Below are 25,905 nucleotides of genomic sequence, written 5' to 3'. Positions count from 1 at the left end.
CTTTTATAGTCTTCGTGTCAGTTTTGCGACCATCGCATCCTTCCACGGCTTGAAATCCCCGGCGGCGATATGTTCGCGCGCCATCCCCACCAGCCGCAGGTAAAAGGCGATGTTGTGCAGCGAGGCGATCTGCGCCGCCAGCATTTCGCCGCACGTCACCAAATGGTGCAGGTAGGCCTTCGTGTAGAGCGTATCGACGAACGCCGTGCCTTCGGGGTCGATCGGCGAAAAGTCGTCCTCCCACTTCTTGTTGCGGATGTTGATGACCCCTTCGGCCGTGAACAGCTGCCCGTTGCGGCCGTTGCGCGTGGGCATCACGCAGTCGAACATGTCCACGCCGCGCTCGATCGCTTCGAGGATGTTGACCGGCGTGCCGACGCCCATCAGATAACGCGGCCGCTCCTCCGGCAGTATGGCGTTCACCACTTCGATCATTTCGTACATCACGTCGGTCGGCTCTCCGACCGCGAGGCCGCCGATGGCGTATCCGTCGGCGTCGTACTGCTTCACGTTCTCGGCCGCGTGCGCCCTCAGGTCGGGATAGGTGCACCCCTGCACGATCGGGAACAGCGCCTGATAATGCCCGTATTTGGGTTCGGTCTGATGGTAGCGGTTGAAACAGCGTTCCAGCCACCGCTCGGTGAGCGCCAGCGACTTGGCGGCGTATTCGCGCGGTGCGTCGCCGGGCGGGCACTCGTCGAAGGCCATCATGATGTCGGCGCCGATCGTGCGCTCGGTGTCCATCACGCTTTCGGGGGTGAAGAGGTGTTTCGATCCGTCGATGTGCGAACGGAAGTGGCACCCCTCCTCCTTGAGCTTGCGGCACGCCGCGAGCGAGAAGACCTGAAATCCGCCGCTGTCGGTCAGCATCGGGCCTTCCCACGTCGAGAAACGGTGCACGCCGCCGGCCTTTTCGATGACCTCCATGCCGGGCCGCATGTAGAGGTGGTAGGTGTTGGCCAGAATGATCTGCGCACGGGCTTCGTCGCGCACGTCGCGGTGGAAAATGCCCTTGACCGTCGCCGCCGTGCCCACGGGCATGAAAATCGGGGTGCGGATGACGCCGTGGTCGGTCGTCAGCTCGCCTGCGCGGGCTTTGGTCGCCGGATCCTTATGCTGTAATGTAAACTTCATGCTCATATATTCGGCAAAAATACATAAAATAATCTGATTTGGGAATTCTGAATTCTAAATTGTTTTGTACCTTTGCGCATATTTCGCCTGTATGCAATTTTTCGATACGCTTCTGACATGTTACGGCTGGGAAGGCATCGCCCTCGCGGGGGCCGTGCTGGCCATGTTCGGCGTGCAGCTGTACTACTATATTTTCGTTTACGGCCGGATTCCCGGCTACAAGAACAACCGCCGCAGCGCGGTGCTCGACGCCGAACCTCCGGTGTCGGTGGTCGTGCCGCTCTTCTCGGAGGATTATTCGTTCGTCGAGGAGCGTCTGCCGCTGATGCTGGCCCAGAGCTACCCCGACTTCGAGGTGGTGATCGTCTACGTGGGCCACGACTCCGATTTCTACGAGGACCTCGTGCGGCTCAAACAGTCGTTCCCGCAGATCGTGACGACCAAGATCCACCTCGACCCGCGCTTCCCGATTTCGCGCAAGATGGCGCTCAACGTCGGCATCAAGTCGGCGCACCACGAGCATATGGTCTTCACTTCGACCGACGCCTGCCCGCAGACCGACCGCTGGCTGTCGCTCATGGCCAAGGGCTTCACGCGGGGCGAGATCGTCGTGGGCTACTGCGGCGTGGAGCGCAAAAAGGGCTTTTCGAACTACATGATGCGCGCTTGGCGCATGATGCACTCGGCCGACTGGCTCGCCCGTGCCGTGCGGCGCCGCGCCTACCGGGGCACGCTCCACAACTTCGGGTTCACCAAGCGCATCTACTTCGGGGCCAACGGCTTCAGCCACCTCAATATGAACATCGGCGAGGACGACCTCTTCATGCAGAAGGTCATGACGCGCGACAACGTGAGCGTCATCCTCTCGCCACGGGCTTCGCTGCGCGAAAAGACGTGGGGCGGCATGGGCTGGTGGATGAGCCAGCTGCGCTATTACGGCTCGGCGTTCCGTTTCTATCCGCAGACGGTCCGCAACTACATCCAGTGGGAGCTGGGATCGCGCTCGCTCTTCTTCCTGACGGTCGTCTGCGCGGCTGCGGTGATGCCGTTCGAGTTCAAGATCGCGGCGCTGGCCCTGCTGGTGATCCGCTTTCTGATCGTGGCGATCGAGGTGCGGCGCATCGCGCGCCGTCTGGGCGAATCGGGCATGATGGGCCGCTATTTCGTCTACGACCTGCTGAGTCCGCTCTGGGCCTTGGCGCTGAGCGTGATGCTGATGCGCAAAGACGACCGCGTATGGAGATAGCCGACTATATCGTCGCCGAGGACCGGCGGCTGGTGGAACTGGTGCTCGAAGGCGACGATACGGCCTTCGAATACCTTTTCAACCGCTACCGCGACGCTATCCACCGGTTGTTCGTGCAGCGGCTGGGCGGGGTGAACGACGCCGACGACCTGCTGCAGGAGACCTTCATCAAGGTTTATATCAACCTGCACCGCTACAGCACCGACTATACCTTCGGACAGTGGGTCTACACCATCGCCCGCAATACGTTCATCGACTTCGTGCGCCGCCGTCAGGACGACCTGTCGATCGACGAGCGTTTCTCGTCGCCCCCCTCGACGGCCCCGACCCCTGAGGAGAGCGTCATCAGCCTCCAGCAGCGGACCCAGATCGAGCATTACCTCGAACGGCTGACGCCGCGTTACCGGACGCTGATCGTCATGCGCTTCTTCGACGAATACTCCTACGAGGAGATCGCCGCCAAGCTCACCCTGCCGCTGGGCACCGTCAAGACGCAGATCCACCGCGCCCGCGAGCAGATGTGCAAACTGATCGCGCAGGGCGACGAACGATGACACGATTTAAGGATTAAAAGTCAAGATTTGGAACTGATTCTCAAATATTTCCCCGAACTCACCGACTGCCAGCGGCAGCGGTTTGCGGCGCTGTACGACCTTTACGCCGACTGGAACGCGAAGATCAACGTCGTCTCGCGCAAGGATTTCGACCAGCTGTACCTGCGTCACGTGCTCCACTCGCTGGCTATTGCCAAGGTCTGCGCGTTCGACGCCGGGGCGCGCATTCTCGACGTCGGCTGCGGCGGCGGCTTTCCGTCGGTTCCGCTGGCGATCCTCTTCCCCGAAGCGCGTTTCACGGCCGTCGATTCCATCCGCAAGAAGATCGCCGTCGTCGAAGGCGTGACCGCGGGACTGGGTCTGCGGAATCTGGAACCCCGCTGCGCGCGTGCCGAAACGCTTCCGGAACGCTACGATTACGTCGTTTCGCGCGCCGTTACGGCCATGTCCGAATTCGTGAACTGGGTCTGGAACCGTCTCGAACGCGGACAGCGCGGTACCCTGCCCAACGGCATTCTCTACCTCAAGGGGGGCGATCTGGCCGAAGAGCTGGCGCTGACCGGCAAACGGTGGGATGTCTACGACATTGCGCGCTTCTTCGAAGAGGAGTTCTTCGAGACCAAGAAAGTGGTCTATACGCCCAAGAAATAACGATTCCGGCAATTTGTGGATGCCGCTATTCCTGCGGCTCCTCCGGATAGGTTATCCCCGCGAAAAATTTCTCAAGCGAGATATTGTAAAATTTGCAGAATTTGGCGATAGACTCCAAAGAGGGGAATCTTACTTTGTTTTCATAGCCGGAAATACCCAAACCCGTATTGTGCAGAACATACTCTTTCGTATGATTGTGCTGTTCCCGGATTTCCGTTAGTCGCCGGGCAATCAAATCTACCAATATGGGGTTTGTGGGTTTCAAATCATCTGTATTTTAGAAAAAATGATTCACATTTGACAGAAGTAGGATATGGTGCGCTGGCTGTGAATTTCGTATGATTGATTTATTCCTTTGCCGGATAATCTATTGGTGAAAAGAATTCGACGATAGTTATATTGTAGAACTTGCAAAGGATAGCTATTGTCGTCAGCGACGGAAAATCCCGGCCTGTTTCAAGATGCGGAATATCCAAGCCGGTGTATTCATTTACGTATTCTTGCGTATAATGGTGAGTTTCACGTAAATTTTTTATACGTTGAATAACCATTTTGAATAATTCTTCGTCGCGGCGTTGCTTTCTTTTGGCCATTTTAACTCATTTTCACAAAAAAATGAATCTTCACGCCTTTTCATATTCAATACCCTTGAAAAATTCTTCTAAAGTAACGTTATAGAAATTACAGAGTACTGTCAGCAGGACGATTGTAATATTCGTAGTACCAACTTCATACAAACCTACATTCACTTTGGTTCGATCGGTTACTACCTCTTGGGTTAGCCCGCGCTCGATCCGGATTTGTTTCAATCGACTTGCGACTGAACGCAATAATGTATCGTTTGTATGCTTCACTTAAGTTATTTTATGCAAATAACAGACGGTATGTATTATTTTTGCTCCTATGAATTCGTAGGAATTAAAATGTTTTTCTATCTTTGTCCTTAGATTTTATTTAATTTTTTGACAAAAATTATGCTAATTTTGCATTTGAATAATTCGGCATAGCCGATGGACATACTATAAAGGGTAAACAACTCTTTATGCCTTTCAGTAAACATAGGAAATTTACGAGATCAGGGTATAATAGTTGTCAGTCCTTGTTATGTCCTGCTTGCAGAAGGCAAGCAGGGCGACAAGGGCGCAGGACAGCTTCTGATCATGGTTTCCTATGACCTACTGAAAGAGCTGCAAATGCGCCCCTTTTTTATGTCTATGAGGGGCGTGATTTCAAACTATCAACCCTGTCATAATGTCACGAACAATCTATTTTGAGGCGAATGTATTATCCGGCGGCCTGCGGTCGCCGGGCGTTGCCGTGCCGTTTGCCGGGGTTGATTCCATAAGGACGGGCGGCGCGGCCCTGCGATCTGGTGAGCGGCACGATGAAATCCCGCATCGCTTCGTCCTTTTTTTGTTACAGCCGGGTGCGGGCTGCCGAAATGAATTCTTCATAAATCTGTGAAAGTTGCGTCACGGAATTGTTTCGGTCCTGCATCCGGCTTTTTATTCGGCAAAGAGGGCGGTTATTCGGAATATTGACTATCTTTGTGCCATGATTAAGACCCTCCATAAATCGGATTCGGTGTTGTAAACGATTCGTACCCGCCGTACGGATCGTCCTTTCGTTCGCTCCCGGACTCTCTCCGGGGGTAATTTTCATGTAATTGGTTCAGTTTTTTTAATCTGCGTACGACGATAAAGGCATTGCCATGCCTTTGCGTGTACGCCGCAATACTTCAAGACAATGAGTAACGAAAATAACGCCATTCACGGATTCGACGTCAATCTGATCTGCGATTTTTTCCTGAATACCGAACGGCAGGGGCCGGGAAATCCCGAAGTGACCCTCAAGGCGCTGAGTTTCATCGACAACCTGACCGACGAATCCCTGATCGCCGACCTCGGCTGCGGGACGGGCGGTCAGACGATGACGCTGGCCCGGCATGCGCCGGGACGTATTACGGGTCTCGATTTCTTTCCGGGATTCATCGACCGTTTCAACGCCGACGCCCGGAGACTGCACCTCGCCGACCGGGTGAAGGGCGTCGTCGGTTCGATGGACGCCCTGCCTTTCCGCGCCGGGGAGCTGGATCTGATCTGGTCCGAGGGGGCGATTTACAACATCGGCTTCGAGCGGGGCCTGAACGAGTGGCGCGAATACCTGAAGCCGGGCGGCTATCTCGCGGTCTCCGAAAGCGTGTGGTTTACCGACGAACGTCCGACGGAAATCCATGATTTCTGGGTAGACGCCTATCCTGAGATAGATACGATACCCAACAAGGTGGCCCAGATCCATCGGGCGGGGTATCTTCCGGTCGCGGCCTTCGTCCTGCCGGAGACCTGCTGGATGGAACACTATTTCGCGCCGCTGGCCAAGGCGCGGGAGCTGTTCGCGGCGAAATATCCGGGGGACAGCACCGCCGAAGGGCTGATGGCGTTCCAGCGTTATGAGGAAGAGCTGTACCGCAAGTACAATGAGTTCTACGGGTACGTCTTTTTCATTGCGAGAAAGCCGAATCCGCGCCGGACGCTGTGTCCCGGTCCTATGTCGAATCCCGGTTCGACGTCGTGTTCCGGTCCGGCGGCGGTTACCTGCGCTTCGAGCCGTCGATGATCTTCTGGACGCTCTCCATGAACTCCTTCGGAGCCGATGCGCCTTGTATGCGTCCCAGCAGCTCGCCCTGCGTGTCGAAGACCAGATAGAGCGGAATGGCTCCGCTGCCGTAACGCTTCATCAGCTCCTTGCCAGTGGGTTTGTCGGTGTCGTATTTGGCCGCGACGAAACGCTGCTGCATGAAGTCGCCGACATCCTTGCGCGAGAAGACTTCGCGTTCCATCATCCGGCAGGGCGGGCACCACGAGGCGTAGAGGTCGATGAAGACCAGCTTGCCGCTCTTGATCGCCATTTCGCGCACGGCGTCCGTCGATTTGGTTTCGAATTTTACCTGTCCCTGCGCCGCACCCGCTCCGAGTGCTAGCAACAGGACGAAGATCAGTTTTTTCATGGCATCTTGTTTTACGGCTAACGTGCAAGAACCGTGCTCTATTGCCCGTTCTCCGCCGCCGCGGTGCTCAGCAGTCCGCAGGCGGCCTGAATGTCCTCGCCTCTCGAAGCGCGGATCGTGGTCTGTATCCCCTTCGCCGTCAGCGTGTCGCGGAAGCGGATCATCGCCTCGTCGTCGGGCGAGAAGTAGGGAGATCCGGGGATTTTGTGGAACCGGATCAGGTTTATGCGGCACTTGATGCCGTCCAGCAGGCGGCACAGTTCGCGGATATGCCGCGGCGAGTCGTTCAGGCCGCTCATCACGATATATTCGAACGACACGCGCCGCTGGTGCGTGAAGTCGTACCGGCGCAGGATGGCCGCGACTTCGGCGATCGGCCATGCCCGTTCGACCGGCATGATTGCGGCCCGCTCCTCGTGAAACGGGTTGTGCAGACTTACGGCCAGATGCACTTTCGTCGCGTCGAGAAACCGCTGCAGTTCGGGCGCTACGCCCGCCGTGGAGAGGGTGATGCGCGTCGGCGACCAGCCGAAGCCCCACTCCGAAGTCATGATTTCGAGCGCCCGCAGTACGTTGTCCGTGTTGTCGAGCGGCTCGCCCATGCCCATGAAGACCACGTTCGTCAGACTGTCGCGTTCGGGCAGCGAGACGATCTGGTTGAGGATTTCGGGCGCCGTCAGCGAGTGCTGCAGTCCTTGCCGTCCCGTCGCGCAGAATTTGCATCCCATGCGGCATCCGGCCTGCGACGAGACGCACAACGTGGCCCGCTCGCCGTCGGGAATGTACGCCGATTCGATCCATGCGCCCTGCTGCGTGCGGTAGAGGTACTTTTTCGTTCCGTCGGCCGACTCGGTGATCCGCGCGGGCGGGGTGAATGCGGGGCGGAAGCGTTCGGCCAGCTTCGCGCGGTGGGCCGCGGCGATGTCGCTCATCCGCATCGGGTCCTCGACGTGTTTCGCGTAGAGCCAGCGGGCCAGCTGTTTCGCGGCGAAGCGCGGCATTCCCAACTCGGCGCACACGGCGGCGAGCTGCTCCGGGGTCTTCCCGTATAACGTTTCCGAAAGGGCCATTTTTCCGTCTCCTGCGAGCTGTTTTCCGGCACAAAAGTAGGTAAAAAATAAAGATTTTTGTGCGGGATGGCGCATTTTTGAATTTTTATCCATATATTTGTGGTGCATAGCATGCCTGTGCGTGATTTTTGACTTTGCCGAACAATTAAAATTCAAATAAATGGAAATTAAGAAATCACCCAAAGCAGACCTTCAGAACAAGCGGGGTCTTTTGCTTGAAATCGGCCTTGTAGTGGCTCTCGCGCTGGTTATCGCCGCTTTTGCCTACACGCCGAAGGAACACCGTATCGAGAAAGTCGACCTGAACTACGGTCCGGTCGAAGAGGAGATTACCGAGATTACCCGTCAGGACCAGAAGCCGCCCGAACCTCCCAAGAAGGTCGAGGTGAAGGTTATCGCCGACCTGCTGCAGGTGGTGACCAACGACACGAAGATCACGACCGAAGTGGACTTCGCCGAGTTCGACGAGAATACCGAGGTGATTCAGCAGGTGGACGTCGTCGAGGAGACCATCGAGGACGACCAGCCGTTCCTGATCGCCGAGACCATGCCCTCGTTTCAGGGCGGCGACCTCAACACCTTCCGCAACTGGGTTCAGCAGAACGTCAAGTTCCCGCAGATCGCCCTTGAGAACGGTATTCAGGGCCGCGTGGTGCTTTCGTTCGTGATCGAGAAGGACGGCCGTCTGACCAATATTCAGGTGCTCCAGACCCCCGACCGTTCGCTTTCGGAAGAGGCGATCCGCGTGCTGAACAAGTCGCCGAAGTGGAGTCCCGGAAAACAGCGTAATCAGGTTGTACGTGTGAAGTATACCCTGCCCGTTGATTTCCGCGTGCAGAACTAACCGGATGAAAGGGCTTCGGCGTGACCGGAGTGCTCCGTGACAATAAATAGGGTATCCTGCTTCCGGCGGATACCCTTATTTGTAGCATAGTGTTTGCTCCCCTCCGGGGTGTGCGGCGCCGGATTCCGGAGCGCGGCGCATGTGTAACGTTAAAATTTGAAAAACGAATTGGAAGAAAACAGAAATAAGACTCCGAATGCCGGGACGGCTTCCGACGGCCGGGAACGTGCCGTACTGGTCGCCGTCGTGCGTGACGATCAGGACCCCCGTCAGGCTGCCGAATTCCTTGACGAACTGGAGTTTCTGGCCGAGACGGCCGATATCGAGAGCGTGAAGCGCTTCACGCAGCGGCTTCCGCAGCCTTCGTCCCGTATTTACGTGGGTCCCGGCAAACTGGAGGAGATCGCCGGCTACTGCAAGGAGCAGGAGATCGACGTGGTGATTTTCGACGACGAACTCTCACCGTCGCAGACGCGCAATATCGAAAAGGCGATGCCGTGCCGTATCCTCGACCGTACGCGCCTGATTCTCGATATTTTCATGTCGCGGGCGCAGACCGCCTATGCCAAGACGCAGGTGCAGCTGGCCAATTACGAGTACATGCTGCCCCGGCTTTCGGGTATGTGGACCCACCTCGAACGGCAGCGGGGCGGCACGGGAACCCGCGGCGGCGCGGGCGAACGCGAAATCGAGACCGACCGCCGTATCATCCGCAACCGGATCGCCAAACTCAAGGAGGACCTGCGGAAAATCGACCGTCAGATGGCGGTCCAGCGCTCCAACCGCGGTTCGATGGTCCGCGTGGCGCTGGTGGGCTATACCAACGTCGGCAAATCGACGCTGATGAACCTGATTTCGAAAAGCGAGGTTTTTGCCGAGAACAAACTTTTCGCCACGCTCGACACCACGGTCCGCAAGGTGGTCTTCGACAACCTGCCGTTCCTGCTTTCGGATACGGTCGGGTTCATCCGCAAACTGCCGACCGAGCTGATCGAGTCGTTCAAATCGACGCTCGACGAGGTGCGCGAAGCCGATCTGCTGGTGCATGTGGTCGATATTTCGCATCCGCAGTTCGAAGAGCAGATCGACGTGGTGAAGCAGACGCTTCAGGACATCGGCGCCGGCGACAAGCCCGTCTATCTGGTCTTCAACAAGGTCGATGCCTACACTTATGTCAAGAAAGACGAGGACGACCTCACGCCCGCCACGCGTGAGAATCTTTCGCTCGACGATCTGAAGAAGAGCTGGATCGCGCGTGCCAATACGCCCTGCATCTTCCTTTCGGCCCGGATGAAGACCAATATCGAGAAGTTCCGCACGGATCTCTACGGCATGGTGCGCGAGATCCATGCCGGACGCTACCCGTTCAACAATTTCCTCTATTGACCACCAAACCTCATACCCATATGACCTTGCATATTCTGAACAGTCAGAACACCGTTCTCAACAAATTCATCGCGCAGATCCGCGACAAGTCGATTCAGACCGACTCGATGCGTTTCCGCCGCAATCTGGAGCGTATCGGCGAAATCACGGCGTACGAGATTTCGAAAGAGCTGTCCTATACGCCCCGCGTGGTCGAGACTCCGCTGGGCGAAGCGACCGTCGAGACGATCGATGACCGGATCGTCGTGGCGACGATTCTGCGGGCCGGTCTTCCCTACCATCAGGGTTTTCTGAATTACTTCGACGATGCGGAGAACGCGTTTGTTTCGGCCTACCGTAAAAGTACGAAAGACGGTAAGTTCACCGTTAAGGTGGAGTATATCTCGTGCGGCGACCTCGAAGACAAGGTCCTGCTGCTGGTTGATCCGATGCTGGCGACCGGCTCCTCGCTCGTGCTGGCCTACAATGCGTTGTGTGAAAAGGGCGGCACGCCCAAATATACGCATGTCGCGGCCGTCATCGCCAGCGAGCAGGGCATCGACTACGTGAGTAAGAACATGCCGCGTCAGGCCACGACGATCTGGGCCGCGGCCGTCGATGAGGAGCTGACTTCGCGTTCCTACATCGTTCCGGGCATCGGCGATGCCGGCGATCTGGCCTACGGCGAGAAGATTTAGGGAGTGCCCGGCATGCGGTTTTCCGGGCCGGGTGTTTTTGGACGGGTGATTCGCAGACTGAATGCCTGTCCGCTCTGAACGACTTTTCGGCCGGATAATCCGGAAGGGGTGATTCCTGCGGCCGAACGACTTCCCGAACCGGACTTTTCGGGCGGATTATTTTCCGGATGAACGGTTCCCGGTTTGGACGATTCCGGCGGATGGTTGCTCCCGGCAGGACGGATTTCCGGACCGGATTTTTCGAGCGGAGGACTTTTCCGCAGGACGATTTCCCGGATCGAACGGTTCCGGACCGGATTTCCCGGCGGCGGAATCTCCTTAGGAAGGGGGATTGCGGTTGCAGTATGCGCCGCGGCGTCCTGCCCGGCTGCGGAGCGGTATCGCTCCCGGCGTATATGTGCATTATTTTGCTCGTATGGTAAAGAAGAAACTGGCTTTTGTTTTCGGGGTGTTCTGCGCGACCGTTCTGCTGATGGCGGTGCAGAAACCCGTTTTTCTGGCCTACTATGCCGCGGATGCGGCGCAGGCTTCCGCGGGGGAGTGGCTCGGCGTGGTGTGGCACGGCCTGACGCTCGACAGCACCGTCGCGGGATATGTTGCCGCCCTGCCGCTGCTGCTGACGCTCGCGTCGCTCTGGGTGCGGCTTCCCGAACGGATATGGCGGCGCGTGCTGAACGTTTACTTCGTGCTGATCGCCGTCCTGACGGCCGCGATCTTCGCCGTGGACGTCGAACTGTACCGGCATTGGGGATTCCGGCTCGATTCGACGGTCCTGATCTACCTTGCCGATCCGAAGGAGGCCATGGCGAGCGTCGATTTCTGGCTCGGCGTGCGGCAGACGCTTCTGGCCGCCGCCTATGCCGCGCTGATGATCTGGACCTACCGCCGCGTGGTGGGGCTTTTCGACGGCGAACCCCTGCGCCGGCGCGCCGCACTGCCGTGGAGCTTCGGCCTGCTGCTGCTTGCGGGCTGCGATTTTCTGGCGATCCGCGGCGGTACGGGGGCATCGGTCGCCAATGTCTCGAAAGTCTATTTCAGCTCGAACATGTTCCTGAACCATGCGGCGACGAATCCCGTCTTTTCGTTTCTGACGACGCTCGGCGACCATACCGACTATGCTTCGGAATACCCCTTCTTTGACGAAGAGACGCGCGCGGCGAAATTCGACGCCCTGCGCGGCAACGGCCCTGCGTCCGGACCTTCGGAACGCGTGCTCACGAAGACCCGTCCCAATGTCGTGGTGGTTATTCTGGAGAGTTTCGCCCGCACGGTCATGGATGCCGACGTCGACGGCCGGCCCGTCATGCCCAATATGCGGCGGTTGCGGGACGAAGGCGTCTGGTTCGAGAACTTTTTCGCCAATTCGTTCCGCACCGACCGCGGCGAAGTGGCGGTGCTGAGCGGATTTCCGGCCCAGACGCGCATGTCGATCATGAAGCTTCCGGCCAAGAGCCGCAGCCTGCCGTCGTTGGCCCGGTCGCTGGCCCGCGAGGGCTACGCCACGAGTTTCGTCTACGGCGGCGATCTCAATTTCACCAATCAGGCCTCCTACATGTATGCCACGGGCTGGCAGCAGCTCGTCTGGCAGAGGGACCTTCGGTTCGATACGCCGCCCTCCGACTGGGGGTATGACGATGCGGTGATGTGCGACTGGTTCGCCGACCGCGTGATCGCGCAGAGCGGGACGGGAGAGCCGTTTCTGGCGGGACTGCTGACCCTGAGCAGCCACCGGCCGTTCGACGTGCCGTTCAGCAGGTTCGACGACAGGGAGCTGAACGCCTTCGCCTTCGCCGACGACTGCGTCGGCCGCATGATCGACAAACTCAGGGCTTCGCCCGCATGGGACGACCTGCTCGTCGTGCTGGTCGCTGACCACGGCTACCCGTGGCCGCGCAGTCTGTCCTACAACGAGCCGCTGCGCCACCGCATCCCGATGATCTGGACGGGCGGCGCCGTCGCCGGGCCGCGCGTGGTCGAGGAGTACGCTTCGCAGATCGACATCTGCGCCACGATCCTCGGTCAGCTGGAGGTCGCGCACGACGATTTCGACTACAGCAAGGATATTTTCGCCCCGACCCCCCCCGCAAGTTCGCGTACTACACCTTCAACGACGGCTTCGGCGTGGTCGATGCTTCGGGAGAAGCCGTCTGGGACGCCACGAGCGGGAAAGCGGTTTCAGAGACATCTCCCGCCCTGATGGACGTGGGCCGTACGATGCTGCAAACCACCTATACCGACATCGGAAACCGCTGACGGCCGGTAAAATACCTGAAATTAGGTATTGCGGGACCTGACATGAATCGTTAATTTTGCAGATATTGAGAATCTTATGTATAGAATTGGACGATACGATGCCGACGACCGCATGTGCGATCTGGTCTGCGACCGCTACCCCGTACTGCTTGTCATGAGCCGTTTCGGCATCGCGCTGGGCTTCGGCGACAAGACGATCGGCGAAGTCTGCCGCGACAGCGGGGTCGATACCGGGACGTTCCTGACCGTGGTCAATACGCATATCGACGGAGAAGCTCCCGATCCCGGCGCTGTTTCGGTCGGAGCGCTGGTGGGCTATCTGCGCAATTCCCACGACTATTTCCTCGATTTCCGGCTGCCGGGCATTCGCCGCAAGCTGATCGAGGCCATCGACTGCAGCCGCAACGACGTGGCCTTCGCCATCCTGCGCTTCTTCGACGAGTATGTCGCCGAGGTGCACAAGCATATGGATTACGAGGAGCGCAAGGTTTTCCCCTATGTCGAAGCCCTGCTTGCCGGAGAGCGTCCCGAAGGGTATTCGATCGACGTTTTCCGCCGTCATCACGATCAGGTCGAGGCCAAGCTCGCCGAACTGAAGCGCATCATCATCCGTTATTATCCTTCGGGAAGCACCAACGAGCTGAACGGCGTGCTTTTTGACATCTTCACCTGCGAACGCGATCTGGCTTCGCACAACGACATCGAAGACCGTCTGTTCATTCCGGCCATCAAACGGCTGGAGGAGGCCGGGGAGACTCCGGACGACGTCCGGTCCGGGGAGGGGGCGCGGAAACGGTCGTCCGGTGCGAAAGGAGGCGTCCGATGAAGGCGCTGAAACTCGCCGTCGCCGAATCTTCGGCTATACTGCGCTGCGGCATTATCGCCCTGCTGCACCGGATGCCTGCGGCGAACGTCGATATTCTCGAAATCGGGGATATCTCGCAGCTTGTCGCGCAGCTTTCGCGCCACCGGCCCGACGTGTTGATCGTCAATCCCGCGTCGCTGGGACTCTGTACGCCGCAGCAGCTGCGGGCGCAGACCGGATGCGAGGGCATGCGGTGCGTCGCCCTGCAGCTGGCGATGACCGACGCCGTGACGCTCGGCGCCTACGACGAGGTCCTTTCGATCTACGATTCAGAGGACTGCGTGCGCCGCAAAATCGTACAGCCGGCCGATGAGTCGCCCCGCGAGGAGCGTCAGGAGCCGCTGAGCGTCCGCGAGCGCGAAATCGTCGTCTGCATCGTCAAGGGCATGAGCAACAAGCAGATCGCCGATACGCTCTGCATTTCGACCCATACGGTCATCACGCACCGCCGCAATATCGTGGCCAAACTGCAGATCCACTCCCCGGCGGGCCTGACGATCTACGCCATTGTCAACAAACTGGTCGATCTCTCGGAAATCCGGGATACGATCACCGAAATATAAACGATCATGGGACACGACCACCATCACGACCATACGGTCTCGTCGCTCAACAAGGCTTTTATCCTCGGCATCACGCTCAACGTGGCGTTCGTCGTCGTCGAATTCGCCGTCGGACTCTATTACGGGTCGATGGGACTGCTGTCCGACGCCGGGCACAACCTTTCGGATGTGGCGAGCCTGCTGCTGGCGATGCTCGCTTTCCGTCTCGCGCAGGCGCATGCCACGCCGCGCTATACCTATGGCTACAAGAAGAGTACGGTGCTTATCTCGCTGCTCAATTCGGTGATCCTGCTGATCGCCGTGGGGGTGATCGTCGCCGAGAGTATCGGCCGGATGATGCACCCGGCGCCCATCGAGGGCGGCGCGATCGCATGGACGGCGGGCGTCGGCGTGGCGATAAACGGATTCACGGCGTGGCTCTTCATGAAGGACAAGGACAAAGACCTGAACGTCAAGGGTGCATATCTCCATATGGCCGCCGATGCGTTGGTGTCGGTCGGAGTGCTGGTGTCGGGACTCGTGATCTCGTGGACGGGCTGGACGATCGTGGACCCGATTGTGGGGCTGGTCGTTGCCGCGGTGATCGTGGCTTCGGTCTGGTCGCTTACGCGCGCCAGCCTGCGGCTTTCGCTCGACGGCGTGCCCGACGGAATCCGGGTGGACGAGCTGGAACGGACGATGACCGCCGTGCCGGGCGTCGAAGCCGTGCATCATATCCATGTCTGGGCCATCAGCACGACCGAAAACGCCCTTACGGCGCATGTCGTGCTCACGGACCTGCCCCGGCTGGAAGCGGTGAAACGGGAGCTTAAAACCCGGCTCGACGGGGCCGGCGTGCACCATGCGACGCTCGAATTCGAATCGGTCGCCGAGAACTGCTGCGATTTCAGCGACTGACGGATTCGCAGACGGCTCTGCCTTTCAAATCCCCGGCTTCGCATTCTCAAAATAAAATCCGGCCCGAAAAGGGTCGGATTTTTCATGTGTGCTTCGACGTGCCGGAACGTCATCTGCCGAAAGGTTATGCTTCAGGGTGCAGGCCTATTTCAGGTTGCAGGCCCATTTCAGAGTAACGGTCCGCTTCTGGTTGCCGGATCATTTTTGGGCGCCGGACCATTTCAGGGCACCGGATCGTATCCGCTGCCGCCCCACGGGTGACAGCGCGACAGCCGTCGCAGGGTGAGCCACGAGCCTTTCAGCAGACCGTGTTTGCGCAGGGCTTCCAGCGCGTACTGCGAGCAGGTCGGCGTAAACCGGCACGACGGGGGTGTGAAAGGCGAGATGCAGAGCTGGTAGAACTTCACCAGTGCGATCAGCGGCAGGGCGCAGATACGCTTAAAGATGCTCCGCGACCGTTTCCAGAATTCGCCGGACTGCATTTGAGATCGTTTTATAGGACAACTCCTCCTTCGAAGAGTAGATCAGCGCCAGATCGAGATTGACCGGCCGGCCGTTGTGCAGCAACAGCTTTTGCAGCCGGTAGGCCTCCTTGGTGCGGCGGCGCAGCAGGTTGCGTTTATTGGCCCTTTTATGGAACTTCTTGGGTACGGAGAACAGCACCTCGGCCGAAGGTATTTCGTCGGCTTCGGCGAACCATACGTACCGGAACGGGAAGATAAAACCGCTCTCGCCGCTCTCGAACATCCGACGTACGGCGCCGAGCGAGCGGAGCCGTTCCGTACGGGGGAGCGAGCAGTCGGGCATAAGCGTATTATTTGCGGGGGTCGGCAGGACGGCGTGCGCGGCTCTTCTTGGCCAGCTTGTGCTGTTGGCTGCGGATGAACTCCTCTTTCTGCGTGTCGGTAATCAACTCGACGGGGGCTATCTCCTCGCCTTTCTGCACCTTGTTCAGGTAGATGTCGATCGCCTTGACCATCGACGGGGCTTCGGGCGTGGGGGCGTTGGCCAGTACGGTGATTCCGGCGTCGAGTGCGGCGCGCAGCGTGCCTTCGCCGAAGACAGCCACGGCGGGCAGGTTCTCCGTGCTGAATTTCTCGACCAGCGTCTTGACGTCCGACGGGGAGTAGAGCGCCAGCAGGCCGTAATCGGTCAGCGCGATGTCGTCCATGTCCGCAGCGACCGTACGGGCCAGAATAGCCGGATCGAACGACATTTTGAGCTTGGCGAGCGTTTCGGGAAGCTCAGGTTTGTGAGGTTCGCTCAGCGCCAGCAGGAACTTCTCGTCCTTGTGCTTGATGATCAGCTCGATGAACGAGGTGAACGAGCCGTCGGCAAACGAAATCTTGCGTTTGCGGTAGACGATGTATTTTTGCAGATAGAGCGCAACGGCTTCCGTCTGGCAAATGTATTTCATGGTTTCGGGCACCGTGATGCGGGCCTCTTCGCAGATGTGGAAGAAACTGTCTACCGTCGTGCGCGAAGTGAAAATTACGGCCGTGTGCGTCAGTATTTCGACCCGTTGTGCGCGGAACTCTTTCAGCGAAACGCCTACTACGCGGATAAACGGTTTATAGGCGATCTCTACTTTGTATTTCTCGGATAATTCGTAGAACGGGGACTTCTCGATAATTGCAGGCCTCGGCTGCGAAACCAATACTTTTTTTACTTTCAATTCTAACCTAATTTATGTTGTTCTTCAATCACTGAATCATCTTGCCGCAAGCAGCCCTAGGAGGCTGATTGGGAATATTTCCACGATGCAAAGGTACAAAATCCAATGCAAAATCGAAATTTTTTTGGAAAGAAACAGATTCAGTGTCTCTCTGAGATATAAGAAGACCGTTGCGAGCAACTCGATGACAATGATGCAGAACCACACGTCTCCCGTGCCCCGCGGGCACAATGCGAAGAGCAGCAGAGCGGGAATCGTGACGATGACGCCCAGCGTGAAATAGGTGCGTTTGAGCAGTATCAGCTGCGAGACGAAGGGCTGCGAGAGCGTTACGGCTCCGGCCAGCCGGACGACTCCCCGCTGGAAAAGCCCCACGCACAGACAGGCAAACGTCGCCAGCAGGCTGAGGGCCAGTACGGCGCCCTGCGGAATCGTTTCGATCAGGCTGTCCGGAATCAGCGAATCGCCGTATTTGACGGTCATGACGCCCACGAAGAGGATGCCGATGGCGGTCGCGACGTTCAGGAAGTGCGAAAAACCGCTGCCGCCCGGATCCTCCATAAGGCGTTTGCCCGTGGCGGTGTCGTGCGATACGCGCGTCAGCAGCAGCCGTATGTCGCCCAGATTGCGGTAGAGCAGGATGGCGTAGGTTGCGGCGAGCAGCAGGACGAAGCCCTGAAAGACGGGGTTTTCGGTGAGGGACGGAGCCGGGGCCGCCGGCAGGACGCGGGCCGGAACGAGGGTCGATGCCGGACCGAATACCGCTTCAGCCGGCGCGTCGCGCCAAAGCGTGTCGGCCGTGCCCCGCAGCGGGCCTTCCAGCGAAAAGAACGGCAGCGAGTCAGCCGCCTGCGGCCCGGAATACAGCGTATCCGCCGCCAGCGAGTCCGCGCCTTGCGCCGGGGCGGGGGCGGCCGGCAGTGCGGTTCGGGGTGTGATGTTCCGGGCTGAATCGCCCGTGCCGGACAGGCCGTGTGTCGTCTCTTGGGCCGTATCGGGGGTATTCGCCGCGGTTTCTGCGGACGGATAGGCCGCAGAACGGTCCGTGCCGCGGCCATGTGCCGATGCCGATGTGTCGGCCGGAGCCTGCTGCGCAGCGGGAGCGGCGGCTTCGCGTACGGACGCGGGGCCGGGTTCCTGCATGGCGGGGAGCGGGACCGGCGCGGTATGTGTCAGCAGAGCGGTCATCCTTCGAAGATGCGTTTGAGCGTGATGCGGATCGTGGTGCCTTTGCCGATTTCCGATTCGATGACGGCGATTTTACCCTGATGGTAGTCCTCGACGATGCGGCGCGAGAGCGAAAGTCCCAGACCCCAGCCGCGGGTCTTGGTGGTGAATCCCGGTTCGAAGATGCGTTTCCAGTTGCTCTTGGGAATGCCTTTGCCCGTGTCTTTGACGTCGATCATCACGTTTTTCTCGTCCGACGAGATATGTACGTCGATCGAGCCGTGGCCCTGCAGGGCATCGAGTGAGTTTTTCATCAGGTTTTCGACGACCCATTCGAACAGTGCGGCGTTGATGTTGGCCTGCACCGGAGCGATGGCCAGTCCGTTGTAGTCGAGCGTAACGTTGCGCGGGATGCGTTTGCGGAAATACATGACCGATTCGCCCACGATCTCGTTGATATTGGCCGGCGTGAGGGGCGTCTCGGAGCCGATTTTCGAGAAGCGGTCCACGATCTTCATCAGGTGCGTGAGGTCCTTGTTCATCTCCTCGACGGCTCCCTGATCCACGTCCTGCGAACGCAGGTATTCGATCCATCCCAGAAGCGACGAGGTCGGCGTGCCCAGCTGGTGGGCCGTCTCTTTGGCCAGACCGATCCATACGCGGTTCTGCTCGTCGTGTTTCGATGAGCGGAAAGCGATGAATCCCAGCATGATGAAGGCCGTGATGACCAGAATCTGCACGTACGGGAAGTAGTAGAGCGATTTGAGCAGCGCCGAGCGGCCGTAAAAGATGATGTGGTAATGGTCGTTCGACCACCAGAACCGCACCGTGCGCGGCGGATTCTCCTCCGTCAGTTTGTCGATCATCCTGCGCAGACGGTCGGGGTGGTCGATGATCTTGTCCGGAATCAGGTGCGACCGGAACACTTCGAGGTTCTCGTTGGTGATGATGAACGGGATGTTGTTGCCGTTGGAGACGATGTCCTGAATGAGCGGGTCCTCCATCGAACCGCCCATCACGTCGCGGTTGACCCGCTCCATGGCGTGCGCCCACAACGCCACGTCGTGCTGCTCCTTCTCCTTGAGCCGCTTGGCCATGTTGTTGGTGTAGAGCAGCGAGACCATGCCGAGGGCTATGCCCACGATGATGACCACCACGCGGTTGCGGAACGAGAATATGTCGCGGCGGATCTTCATGGCTGTCGGTTATTTGCGCGGCGTGTCCTGCTCGGTGACGATGCGGGTGTATGCCGCGCCGTCGCCGAGTATCTCCGTGGCGCGCAGTACCTCCGGATCGTCTTTGAGCGAGTGTTCGATGACCCCTTCGGAGTACCCGTGGCGCATGACGATGTCGTTGTTGATCGTCTCGACGATCTCCTTGCGGTAGGTTTCCAGATTGGTCTGCGTGTCGTCCTTCAGTTCGGCTTCGACGCGGTCGAACTTCTCCTTGAGGTCTGCGAAACGGTCGTCCTCGGCGGCCTTTTTCAGCGCTTTGAGGGCGCGGCGGGTGTCCGATTCGTAGGGCACCTTCTTGTCTTTCATGAATTCGGCGAAATCGGCGTAATCCCGGTCCGTGATCGAGAAGTTGCGGATGTCGATCCGTTGATCCGGATGACGCCGCATGTAGTCGTCGCCGAAATCCTCGACGAATCCCAGCGCATAGAGCGTCATCGCGAAGCGGCTGATGTATTCGGGTTCGGTGCGGATGTCGGGCATGATGCCCCCGCCGTCGTAGACCTTGCGCCCGGCGCGGGTCCGGTACTCGGTGATGAGCGAGTCGGGTATGGCCTTTACCGAACCCTCCTGCGAGTGGGAGTAGTCGATGGCCTGAATGCAGCGGCCCGAAGGGATGTAGTATTTGGCCGTGGTGAGCTTCAGCATGGCGTTGTAGCCCAGCGGCCGCGGCGATTGCACAAGCCCCTTGCCGTAGCTGCGCTGGCCGATGACCACCGCACGGTCGAGGTCCTGCAAGGCGCCGGTCACGATCTCCGACGCCGATGCCGAATTGCCGTTGATGAGCACCGCCAGCGGCAGGTCGGGGAGGATCGGCTCCGACGAGGTGCGGTAAACCTGCCGCGAATCCTCCGTACGGCCTTTGGTGCTTACCACCTCGGTGCCTTTGGGAACGAACATGCCCAGAATCTTGATCGCCTCCTGCATGATGCCGCCGCCGTTGCTGCGGTAATCGAGGATCAGACCCTTCAGTTCTCCCCCGGTGCGCAGCTTCTCGACGGCTGCGCGCATGTCTTCGTAACACCCTTCGGTAAAGTCGCTGTGACGGATGTAACCGATGCCGTCGGCCACCCAGCCGGTGTAAGGCACGCCCGGAATGGAGATGCGCTCGCGCTGCAGGGTGACGGTCTCGGTGCTGCCGTCGAGGTGCTCGACGGTCACCTTGACCTTGCTGCCCGGCTCCCCCTTGAGCCGGGAGCTGACCTGCTCGGTCGTAAAGCCTTTGGCGTCCTTGCCGTCGATGGCGAGGATCTTGTCGCCGATCTTCAGCCCGGCCCGGTCGGCGGGCGAACCCTTGTAGGGCTGGGCGATCTTCACCCAGTCGCCCTTTTGGCGGATGAGCGATCCCACGCCGCCGTATTTGCCCGTGGTGAGCAGCTCGAAGTCGGACATTTGCTCCTCAGGGATGAATTCGGTGTACGGATCGAGGTCGCGGACCATGCCTTCGGCGGCCCCTTCCATGAGTTTGTCGGGGTCCACCGGGTCTACATAGCTCAGCGACAGTTCGCGCATCATATTGACCGTAATCTCCATGTTGCGCCCCAGCCCGAAGTCGTTGCGGGCGGCGAAGGTCAGCAGGGCTGCCGCCGAAGCGGCAGCGGCGGCCGTGAGCAGATAACGGTATCCTTTTCTAATCATGTTTTGTCATTTGTATGTACGAATCCAGCTTGTATCCGGCTCTGGCCACGCCGCGGCGTATGCCGTCGAGCAGGATCCACTGTCCGTACTGTGAAACTTTTATCTCGTCTTCTCCCAGCAGCGTCAGCTTGCGCAGCAGGCCGTCGGCGCGGAACGTCATTACGCCGTCCTCGTCGGTGCGAAGCGAAAAGCCTGCCGATTTGAAGGCGTTTACGATCTGTTCACGGTTCTCCCCGACGTCGCCCTCGACCTTACGCTGTACGAAGCCGAATTTGGGGTAGAAGGCTGCGAGCAGGACGATTACCGCGGGCAGCATCATGCCGCGCGTGGTATGGAACATCACGTAGAAGGTCTCTTCGAGCGTCAGCGTCGCGAAGCCCGACAGCCGGTTCAGCGCCATGATCGCTGCACATAGAACGCACAAGGCGACGAAATATTTTAACGAGCGGATGAAGTATTTCATAACAGCAGTTTTTGTTGGATTCGTATCGTTGCAGCGCCTTTGGCCGGTCGTGGTCGCCGCCGTTGGCGTCGTTTGTAATTTTGCCGTCCTCCCCTCTTGAGGGGCCTTGCCGCAGGCGGCTGTTCTGTCATCTATTTTCCCTTTCCGATCTTCCCGATGCGGTCGGCGACCTCCTGCATGAGCCATTTGGGCGTGGAGGTGGCGCCGCATATGCCGACCGATTCCGCGCCTTCGAACCATGCGGGGTCGATCTCCGCGGCTTCCTCGATGTTGCAGGTCCGGGGGTTGGCCGTGCGGCACACTTCGAAGAGCACCCTGCCGTTCGACGATTTGCGTCCGCAGACGAAAACCACCGCGTCGAACCGCCGTGCGAACTCCTGCAGGTGCTGTTCGCGGCTGGAGACCTGCCGGCAGATCGTGTCGTCGATATGCACGTCGGCGGGATTGGCCGCCCGGCGGCGCATTTCGGCCCCCAGCGTTTCGAACAGGGCGATGCTTTGGGTTGTCTGCGAGAGGAAGTACACCGGGCGCGTGAAGTCGATCTGACTGAGGTCCGCCTCCCCTTCGACCACGATCGTTTGGTCGGGGACCTGCCCCGTGAGTCCGACCACTTCGGCGTGGCCCCGTTTTCCGAGGATCACGACCTGCCCTCCGGCCGGGCGCATCCGTTCGTGGGCCTTGACGACGCGGGCCTGCAGACGGGCGACTACCGGGCAGGTGGCGTCGATCACTTCGATGCCCAGTTCCGCGGCCCGTGCGTAGGTCGTCGGCGGCTCCCCGTGCGCCCTGATGAAGAGCCGGCGGCCCGTCAGGCGGGGCATGTCGGCATGGGTCACGGTGCTCAGTCCCAGCTTTTCGAGCCGCTGCACTTCGATCCGGTTGTGGACGATGTCGCCCAGCGAATAGACCGTTTCTCCCCCTGCGAGGGCCTTCTCGGCCTCCGAAATGGCCCGGACCACGCCGAAGCAGAAGCCCGATTTATCGTCGATTTCTATTCGCAAATCCTTCATCGTGCCGTTCGCCCGACTCGTTTATTTGTTTATACGTTCCAATTCCGTCATAAACCACGCCATCTGCTGCTCGACCGTCATGCAGCTGTTGTCCAGCACGACAGCGTCGTCGGCCTGCCGCAGGGGCGATATGGCACGGCTCATGTCGGCCTTGTCGCGCTCGCGGACATTGCGCTCGATCTCCTCCAGCGATACGTCGTCGCCCTTGGCGCGCAGTTCGTCGTAACGGCGGCAGGCCCGCACCTTGGGGTCGGCCGTCATGAAAATCTTCAGTTCGGCGTCGGGGAATACCACCGTGCCGATGTCGCGGCCGTCCATCACCACGCCGCGGCGGCGTCCCATCTCCTGCTGCATGGCCACCAGCTTGCGGCGCACGGCCGGAATGGCGCTCACTTGGCTCACGCAGTTGCTGACCTCGATCGTCCGGATTTTGCCCTCCGCCAGATCGCCGTTCACGTAGATGTCGCTGGCGCCGCGTTCGGGATTGAACCGGAACGTGATCGTAATTTGGTCGAGCAGCCCGACGACCGCGTCTTCGTCGACGATGCCCGAACGGATCGCTCCGTGTTCGAGCGCATAGAGCGTCACGGCGCGGTACATGGCGCCCGTGTCGATGAAAATGTAGCCCAGACGCCGGGCGATGGCTTTGGCGAACGTGCTCTTTCCGCACGACGAGAATCCGTCTACGGCGATTATGATCTTGTGTTTAGTATCCGACATTGGGGAATATATCAAGGAATGTTGAAAGTATCGTGTAAATACCCAGTATGCCGATGATAAGGCCCGCGACGTGGTTGATCGTCAGCATGTGGCGGGGGCGGAAACGGCGGCGGAAGAGGTTGATGACGAAAGCCAGCATCGTCCACCATGCCGCGGCGCCGCCGAAGAATCCCGCGATGGTGAACGCCGCGCGGATGAATCCTCCCACTCCCTCGTGCGAGATGTCGCCGCCCGAAATCTTGAAGACGGCGAAGAAGGCGAGGATATAGGGGATGACCATGATGAAGTTGGCGATCGTAAGCCCGAAGATCGAGGCGAAATCCTGCCACAGCGAGGTTTTGCCCGCGCGGTTGCGGCGGATCTGGGGGACGGGGTTCTGGGCGAAGATGTAGACGCCGACGATCACCACGAAGATGCCGCCGATCACGCGCAGCAGCGTGTTGTACTGCTCGATCTGGGTCTGGAGCATCGAATAGAAGAACAGCGCCGCCATGGCCATGAAAGTGTCGGCGCAGGCGACGCCCAAACCCGATACGATCCCCGAACGGCGGCTTTTCGACAGCGTGCGCTGGATGCAGAGCACGGCTACGGGGCCGACGGTGATCGATGCGGCGACACCCACGCAGATGCCGCGGAACATAACGTCCAGAAATTCAAATCCCATTTTCGCTTGTTGCGGAGTTTTCAGTGAGCAAAGATACTAAAAACCTCGGACATCCGCCAAAGGGAGGCAAAAAAAGGGCGCGCCGGATTGTCTGAAATGGCCGATATGTTGATAAAATATCGAAAACTTTGGCCGCATAGTTGTATATCGGTACTTGTTAGTCAGTATTTTTGCATAAACAACAATCGGGCCTATGGCAGAAATGAAACAATTCGGGATCGACCTCGAACTCGACGATACGATCGCTCAGGGCAACTATTCGAATCTGGCGATCATCTCCCACTCCACCTCGGAGTTCATCATCGACTTCGCCGCGGTGCTGCCCGGCGTGCAGAAGGCGCGTGTCAAAAGCCGCATCATCCTTACGCCTGAACATGCCAAACGGCTGTTGCGTTCGCTGCAGGAAAACATCGTCCGCTACGAGAGCAACGTGGGCAAGATCGAGATTCCGACCCCTTCGCCGGCTTCCGAGACGGGACCGAAGATGGGCGAGGCTTAAAAGATAAATGAGGGCGCTGACATGCAGCGCCCTTTGTTTTTGTCCGAAGGCGTGTCTCGGTCCGGCCGGCGTGCAATCCGGTTGTCCGTGCGGTTCGGATAGCCGTTCGGTCCGGGGCGGTTCGGGACGGATGATGGTGCGGAAAGCGCTCCGGTCCGGTAAAAACCGTCCGGGCGTATCCGGCAAGTCGGCTGTTTGGCGGACCGGGCTGTTTCGCGGGATTCGCGTTGCCCGGCCTCTCTCCGGGACGGTTTCTGCCGGCCGTCGTTGCCGGGATTATCTGTATCCCGGCTTGCGCCGTCCGGTGCCTTCGCAGCCCGTCAGGTCGTCGCCCAGCTCCGCACGGTACCGTTCGGCGACCGCTTCCAGTTTTTCAGCGATTTCGGGGTGCTGCGACAGCACGTTGCAGCGTTCGCCCGGATCGCGCCGCATGTCGTACAGCTCCTTTTCCTCGACACGGCGTGGGATCATCTCGCCGGGCATGCCGTCGTCGCCGGGCGTCCCGTAGGCGAGGTAGTCGTGCGGGAAAATCAATTTATAGGTGCCGTCGGTCACGGCTTCGAGACTGTTGTCCTGATAATAGAGACAGAGCGCGTCGCGGACCGGCGCCGCGTCGGGGTCTTCGAGCAGCGGCAGCATGCTCACGCCGTCGATCTTGTGTGCGGGCAGCGGCGCTTGGGCGATCTGGGCGAAGGTCGGCAGCAGGTCGATGTTCGAGGCCAGCCGTTCGCAGACCGTACCCGCGGGTATCGTCCCTTTCCAGCGGGCGATAAGCGGCACGCGGAGTCCTCCGTTGAAGGTCGTGGCCTTGGCTTCGCGCAGGCCTCCGGTCGATCCGGCATGGTTGCCGTAGGCGATCCACGGACCGTTGTCCGAGGTGAAGATCACCAGCGTATTGCGCTCCAGCCCCAGCTCTTCGAGCGTCCGGAGCACCTCGCCGACGCTCCAGTCCAGCTCCATCATCACGTCGCCGTAAAGCCCCTGTTCGCTTTTGCCCTTGAATTTGTCCGAGACGGCCAGCGGCACGTGCGGCATCGAGTGGGCCAGATAGAGGAAGAAGGGGCGCTCCCTGTTCTCGCGGATGAACTTCACGCTTCGTTCGGTATAGTCCGTGGTGAGCGTGGTCTGGTCGAGGTTGTAGCCCAGTATCTCGTTGCCTTCGTAGGTCGGCAGGTCGGGGAATTTCCACTTGGGGTGGTAGGGCCACATGTCGTTCGAGTAGGGCAGTCCGTACCACTCGTCGAACCCGTGCTGCAGAGGCAGGAACTTCTTGGCGTCGCCGAGGTGCCATTTGCCGAAGATCGCCGTGGCGTAGTCGCGTTTCTTGAGCACTTCGGCGATGGTCTCCTCCTCGTCGCTGATGCCGTAGGGGCAGCCCGGATTGGGCGCATGGGCGAAGCCGATGCGGTTGGGGTAGCACCCCGTGAGCAGTCCTGCGCGGGATGCGCCGCTGATGGGCTGCGCGGCGTAGAAGTTGGTGTACCGCATCCCTTCGAGGGCCAGCCGGTCGATGTTCGGGGTTTTGTAGCCCAAGGCTCCGGAGAAGGAGAAGTCTCCGTTTCCGGCGTCGTCGAGGTTGATGAGGATGAAATTGACGTAATCGGGTTGTTTCGGCTCCGTGCCGCACGAGACGATCCCTGCGGCGGCCGCGGCCGCCGGCAGAATGGGTAGGTATTTCATGTTCGGTTTT

29 protein-coding genes are annotated in these 25,905 nt (G+C 59.3%); 12 read left to right on the top strand and 17 right to left on the bottom strand.

Annotation, left to right across the window (positions count from 1 at the left end; translation table 11 throughout):
- Window positions 1–3: 3 nt before the first annotated feature.
- The gene (tgt, locus tag ALFI_RS06640) at window positions 4–1,134 is read right to left on the bottom strand and encodes a tRNA guanosine(34) transglycosylase Tgt (protein ID WP_042493987.1); all 1,131 of its coding nucleotides are present in this window, start codon (window positions 1,132–1,134) and stop codon (window positions 4–6) included.
- Window positions 1,135–1,225: 91 nt separating this feature from the next.
- On the opposite strand from tgt, the gene ALFI_RS06635 reads away from it, so the two are divergent.
- From ALFI_RS06635 to rsmG, 3 genes are read left to right on the top strand one after another with little or no spacing between them, the layout of a single operon-like run.
- Window positions 1,226–2,380: a glycosyltransferase family 2 protein gene (locus ALFI_RS06635; protein ID WP_014775251.1), complete on the top strand. Its 1,155-nt coding sequence runs from the start codon at window positions 1,226–1,228 to the stop codon at window positions 2,378–2,380.
- The gene (locus ALFI_RS06630) at window positions 2,371–2,934 is read left to right on the top strand and encodes an RNA polymerase sigma factor (protein ID WP_009596822.1); all 564 of its coding nucleotides are present in this window, start codon (window positions 2,371–2,373) and stop codon (window positions 2,932–2,934) included. The genes ALFI_RS06635 and ALFI_RS06630 overlap by 10 nt, the downstream gene beginning before the upstream one ends.
- A gap of 27 nt (window positions 2,935–2,961) precedes the next feature.
- Complete coding sequence (gene rsmG, locus ALFI_RS06625) at window positions 2,962–3,585, top strand: 16S rRNA (guanine(527)-N(7))-methyltransferase RsmG (RefSeq protein ID WP_009596906.1); 624 nt, start codon at window positions 2,962–2,964, stop codon at window positions 3,583–3,585.
- Window positions 3,586–3,610: 25 nt separating this feature from the next.
- On the opposite strand, the gene ALFI_RS06620 is transcribed toward rsmG, so the two are convergent.
- From ALFI_RS06620 to ALFI_RS17690, 3 genes are all read right to left on the bottom strand, one after another.
- Window positions 3,611–3,850 (bottom strand): helix-turn-helix domain-containing protein, encoded by a 240-nt coding sequence (locus ALFI_RS06620; RefSeq protein WP_009596879.1) that lies wholly within the window; start codon window positions 3,848–3,850, stop codon window positions 3,611–3,613.
- 82 nt (window positions 3,851–3,932) lie between these two features.
- Complete coding sequence (locus tag ALFI_RS06615) at window positions 3,933–4,178, bottom strand: helix-turn-helix domain-containing protein (RefSeq protein WP_009596902.1); 246 nt, start codon at window positions 4,176–4,178, stop codon at window positions 3,933–3,935.
- A gap of 30 nt (window positions 4,179–4,208) precedes the next feature.
- A complete protein-coding gene (locus ALFI_RS17690) occupies window positions 4,209–4,439 on the bottom strand; it encodes a helix-turn-helix domain-containing protein (RefSeq protein ID WP_039939755.1) in 231 nt (76 codons plus the stop codon).
- 892 nt (window positions 4,440–5,331) lie between these two features.
- Here ALFI_RS17690 and ALFI_RS06610 point away from each other — a divergent pair.
- Window positions 5,332–6,201, top strand: a complete 870-nt coding sequence (locus ALFI_RS06610; protein ID WP_009596785.1) for a class I SAM-dependent methyltransferase — start codon at window positions 5,332–5,334, stop codon at window positions 6,199–6,201.
- On the opposite strand, the gene ALFI_RS06605 is transcribed toward ALFI_RS06610, so the two are convergent.
- Both ALFI_RS06605 and rlmN read right to left on the bottom strand, forming a co-directional pair.
- Window positions 6,176–6,592 (bottom strand): thioredoxin fold domain-containing protein, encoded by a 417-nt coding sequence (locus ALFI_RS06605; RefSeq protein ID WP_009596873.1) that lies wholly within the window; start codon window positions 6,590–6,592, stop codon window positions 6,176–6,178. The genes ALFI_RS06610 and ALFI_RS06605 overlap by 26 nt on opposite strands.
- A gap of 38 nt (window positions 6,593–6,630) precedes the next feature.
- On the bottom strand, window positions 6,631–7,662 hold the full coding sequence (rlmN, locus tag ALFI_RS06600; RefSeq protein WP_042493386.1) for a dual-specificity RNA methyltransferase RlmN: 1,032 nt from the start codon (window positions 7,660–7,662) through the stop codon (window positions 6,631–6,633).
- A gap of 160 nt (window positions 7,663–7,822) precedes the next feature.
- Between rlmN and ALFI_RS06595 the strand changes: the two genes are divergently transcribed.
- The 7 genes from ALFI_RS06595 to ALFI_RS06565 all read left to right on the top strand — a co-directional run bounded on the left by ALFI_RS06595 (window position 7,823) and on the right by ALFI_RS06565 (window position 15,147).
- Window positions 7,823–8,506: an energy transducer TonB gene (locus ALFI_RS06595; protein ID WP_014775246.1), complete on the top strand. Its 684-nt coding sequence runs from the start codon at window positions 7,823–7,825 to the stop codon at window positions 8,504–8,506.
- 168 nt (window positions 8,507–8,674) lie between these two features.
- A complete protein-coding gene (gene hflX / locus ALFI_RS06590) occupies window positions 8,675–9,892 on the top strand; it encodes a GTPase HflX (protein ID WP_014775245.1) in 1,218 nt (405 codons plus the stop codon).
- 20 nt (window positions 9,893–9,912) lie between these two features.
- A complete protein-coding gene (gene upp, locus ALFI_RS06585; RefSeq protein ID WP_014775244.1) occupies window positions 9,913–10,569 on the top strand; it encodes a uracil phosphoribosyltransferase in 657 nt (218 codons plus the stop codon).
- A gap of 415 nt (window positions 10,570–10,984) precedes the next feature.
- A complete protein-coding gene (locus ALFI_RS06580) occupies window positions 10,985–12,766 on the top strand; it encodes an LTA synthase family protein (RefSeq protein ID WP_014775243.1) in 1,782 nt (593 codons plus the stop codon).
- Between the two features lie 132 nt (window positions 12,767–12,898).
- Window positions 12,899–13,648, top strand: a complete 750-nt coding sequence (locus ALFI_RS06575) for a hemerythrin domain-containing protein (RefSeq protein WP_014775242.1) — start codon at window positions 12,899–12,901, stop codon at window positions 13,646–13,648.
- Window positions 13,645–14,250, top strand: a complete 606-nt coding sequence (locus ALFI_RS06570) for a response regulator transcription factor (RefSeq protein ID WP_014775241.1) — start codon at window positions 13,645–13,647, stop codon at window positions 14,248–14,250. Before ALFI_RS06575 ends, ALFI_RS06570 begins: the two co-directional genes overlap by 4 nt.
- A gap of 6 nt (window positions 14,251–14,256) precedes the next feature.
- Complete coding sequence (locus tag ALFI_RS06565; RefSeq protein ID WP_014775240.1) at window positions 14,257–15,147, top strand: cation diffusion facilitator family transporter; 891 nt, start codon at window positions 14,257–14,259, stop codon at window positions 15,145–15,147.
- Window positions 15,148–15,368: 221 nt separating this feature from the next.
- Here ALFI_RS06565 and yidD read toward each other — a convergent pair whose 3' ends face one another.
- The 10 genes from yidD to ALFI_RS06515 all read right to left on the bottom strand — a co-directional run bounded on the left by yidD (window position 15,369) and on the right by ALFI_RS06515 (window position 23,716).
- Entirely contained in the window at window positions 15,369–15,629 is a 261-nt protein-coding gene (yidD, locus tag ALFI_RS06560) for a membrane protein insertion efficiency factor YidD (RefSeq protein ID WP_014775239.1), read from the bottom strand.
- Window positions 15,586–15,954 carry a ribonuclease P protein component gene (locus ALFI_RS06555; RefSeq protein ID WP_009596868.1) on the bottom strand — a complete coding sequence of 123 codons (369 nt, stop codon included), beginning with the start codon at window positions 15,952–15,954 and terminating at the stop codon, window positions 15,586–15,588. Before ALFI_RS06555 ends, yidD begins: the two co-directional genes overlap by 44 nt.
- A gap of 7 nt (window positions 15,955–15,961) precedes the next feature.
- The gene (locus tag ALFI_RS06550) at window positions 15,962–16,822 is read right to left on the bottom strand and encodes a uroporphyrinogen-III synthase (protein WP_014775238.1); all 861 of its coding nucleotides are present in this window, start codon (window positions 16,820–16,822) and stop codon (window positions 15,962–15,964) included.
- A gap of 36 nt (window positions 16,823–16,858) precedes the next feature.
- Complete coding sequence (locus ALFI_RS06545; RefSeq protein ID WP_014775237.1) at window positions 16,859–18,010, bottom strand: DUF4271 domain-containing protein; 1,152 nt, start codon at window positions 18,008–18,010, stop codon at window positions 16,859–16,861.
- Complete coding sequence (locus ALFI_RS06540; protein WP_014775236.1) at window positions 18,007–19,185, bottom strand: sensor histidine kinase; 1,179 nt, start codon at window positions 19,183–19,185, stop codon at window positions 18,007–18,009. Before ALFI_RS06540 ends, ALFI_RS06545 begins: the two co-directional genes overlap by 4 nt.
- Window positions 19,186–19,194: 9 nt before the next feature.
- Window positions 19,195–20,859, bottom strand: a complete 1,665-nt coding sequence (locus ALFI_RS06535) for a S41 family peptidase (RefSeq protein ID WP_014775235.1) — start codon at window positions 20,857–20,859, stop codon at window positions 19,195–19,197.
- The gene (locus tag ALFI_RS06530) at window positions 20,852–21,322 is read right to left on the bottom strand and encodes a hypothetical protein (RefSeq protein WP_014775234.1); all 471 of its coding nucleotides are present in this window, start codon (window positions 21,320–21,322) and stop codon (window positions 20,852–20,854) included. Before ALFI_RS06530 ends, ALFI_RS06535 begins: the two co-directional genes overlap by 8 nt.
- Before the next feature lie 131 nt (window positions 21,323–21,453).
- Window positions 21,454–22,332, bottom strand: a complete 879-nt coding sequence (locus ALFI_RS06525) for a 4-hydroxy-3-methylbut-2-enyl diphosphate reductase (RefSeq protein WP_014775233.1) — start codon at window positions 22,330–22,332, stop codon at window positions 21,454–21,456.
- A gap of 21 nt (window positions 22,333–22,353) precedes the next feature.
- Complete coding sequence (gene cmk / locus ALFI_RS06520) at window positions 22,354–23,052, bottom strand: (d)CMP kinase (RefSeq protein WP_014775232.1); 699 nt, start codon at window positions 23,050–23,052, stop codon at window positions 22,354–22,356.
- A complete protein-coding gene (locus ALFI_RS06515; RefSeq protein ID WP_014775231.1) occupies window positions 23,039–23,716 on the bottom strand; it encodes a LysE family translocator in 678 nt (225 codons plus the stop codon). Before ALFI_RS06515 ends, cmk begins: the two co-directional genes overlap by 14 nt.
- Before the next feature lie 193 nt (window positions 23,717–23,909).
- Here ALFI_RS06515 and ALFI_RS06510 point away from each other — a divergent pair, with 193 nt between their 5' ends.
- The gene (locus ALFI_RS06510) at window positions 23,910–24,215 is read left to right on the top strand and encodes a DUF3467 domain-containing protein (protein WP_014775230.1); all 306 of its coding nucleotides are present in this window, start codon (window positions 23,910–23,912) and stop codon (window positions 24,213–24,215) included.
- 276 nt (window positions 24,216–24,491) lie between these two features.
- Here ALFI_RS06510 and ALFI_RS06505 read toward each other — a convergent pair whose 3' ends face one another.
- Window positions 24,492–25,895, bottom strand: coding sequence for a sulfatase family protein (locus tag ALFI_RS06505; RefSeq protein ID WP_014775229.1), 1,404 nt, complete (start codon window positions 25,893–25,895; stop codon window positions 24,492–24,494).
- Between the last annotated feature and the right edge of the window lie 10 nt (window positions 25,896–25,905).

The organism is Alistipes finegoldii DSM 17242 (genome assembly GCF_000265365.1).
GTDB classification, from domain to species: Bacteria; Bacteroidota; Bacteroidia; order Bacteroidales; family Rikenellaceae; genus Alistipes; species Alistipes finegoldii.
Note: the sequence above shows the minus strand (reverse complement) of the source record. Positions and strands in the feature narration are given on the sequence as shown.

Coding starts and splice junctions, on each gene's coding strand:
- tgt (WP_042493987.1), bottom strand. CDS start 1,134: ATGAAGTTTACATTACAGCATAAGGATCCGGCGACCAAAGCCCGCGCA.
- ALFI_RS06635 (WP_014775251.1), top strand. CDS start 1,226: ATGCAATTTTTCGATACGCTTCTGACATGTTACGGCTGGGAAGGCATC.
- ALFI_RS06630 (WP_009596822.1), top strand. CDS start 2,371: ATGGAGATAGCCGACTATATCGTCGCCGAGGACCGGCGGCTGGTGGAA.
- ALFI_RS06615 (WP_009596902.1), bottom strand. CDS start 4,178: ATGGCCAAAAGAAAGCAACGCCGCGACGAAGAATTATTCAAAATGGTT.
- ALFI_RS06610 (WP_009596785.1), top strand. CDS start 5,332: ATGAGTAACGAAAATAACGCCATTCACGGATTCGACGTCAATCTGATC.
- ALFI_RS06605 (WP_009596873.1), bottom strand. CDS start 6,592: ATGAAAAAACTGATCTTCGTCCTGTTGCTAGCACTCGGAGCGGGTGCG.
- rlmN (WP_042493386.1), bottom strand. CDS start 7,662: ATGGCCCTTTCGGAAACGTTATACGGGAAGACCCCGGAGCAGCTCGCC.
- ALFI_RS06595 (WP_014775246.1), top strand. CDS start 7,823: ATGGAAATTAAGAAATCACCCAAAGCAGACCTTCAGAACAAGCGGGGT.
- upp (WP_014775244.1), top strand. CDS start 9,913: ATGACCTTGCATATTCTGAACAGTCAGAACACCGTTCTCAACAAATTC.
- ALFI_RS06580 (WP_014775243.1), top strand. CDS start 10,985: ATGGTAAAGAAGAAACTGGCTTTTGTTTTCGGGGTGTTCTGCGCGACC.
- ALFI_RS06575 (WP_014775242.1), top strand. CDS start 12,899: ATGTATAGAATTGGACGATACGATGCCGACGACCGCATGTGCGATCTG.
- ALFI_RS06570 (WP_014775241.1), top strand. CDS start 13,645: ATGAAGGCGCTGAAACTCGCCGTCGCCGAATCTTCGGCTATACTGCGC.
- ALFI_RS06565 (WP_014775240.1), top strand. CDS start 14,257: ATGGGACACGACCACCATCACGACCATACGGTCTCGTCGCTCAACAAG.
- yidD (WP_014775239.1), bottom strand. CDS start 15,629: ATGCAGTCCGGCGAATTCTGGAAACGGTCGCGGAGCATCTTTAAGCGT.
- ALFI_RS06555 (WP_009596868.1), bottom strand. CDS start 15,954: ATGCCCGACTGCTCGCTCCCCCGTACGGAACGGCTCCGCTCGCTCGGC.
- ALFI_RS06545 (WP_014775237.1), bottom strand. CDS start 18,010: ATGACCGCTCTGCTGACACATACCGCGCCGGTCCCGCTCCCCGCCATG.
- ALFI_RS06540 (WP_014775236.1), bottom strand. CDS start 19,185: ATGAAGATCCGCCGCGACATATTCTCGTTCCGCAACCGCGTGGTGGTC.
- ALFI_RS06535 (WP_014775235.1), bottom strand. CDS start 20,859: ATGATTAGAAAAGGATACCGTTATCTGCTCACGGCCGCCGCTGCCGCT.
- ALFI_RS06530 (WP_014775234.1), bottom strand. CDS start 21,322: ATGAAATACTTCATCCGCTCGTTAAAATATTTCGTCGCCTTGTGCGTT.
- ALFI_RS06525 (WP_014775233.1), bottom strand. CDS start 22,332: ATGAAGGATTTGCGAATAGAAATCGACGATAAATCGGGCTTCTGCTTC.
- cmk (WP_014775232.1), bottom strand. CDS start 23,052: ATGTCGGATACTAAACACAAGATCATAATCGCCGTAGACGGATTCTCG.
- ALFI_RS06515 (WP_014775231.1), bottom strand. CDS start 23,716: ATGGGATTTGAATTTCTGGACGTTATGTTCCGCGGCATCTGCGTGGGT.
- ALFI_RS06510 (WP_014775230.1), top strand. CDS start 23,910: ATGGCAGAAATGAAACAATTCGGGATCGACCTCGAACTCGACGATACG.
- ALFI_RS06505 (WP_014775229.1), bottom strand. CDS start 25,895: ATGAAATACCTACCCATTCTGCCGGCGGCCGCGGCCGCCGCAGGGATC.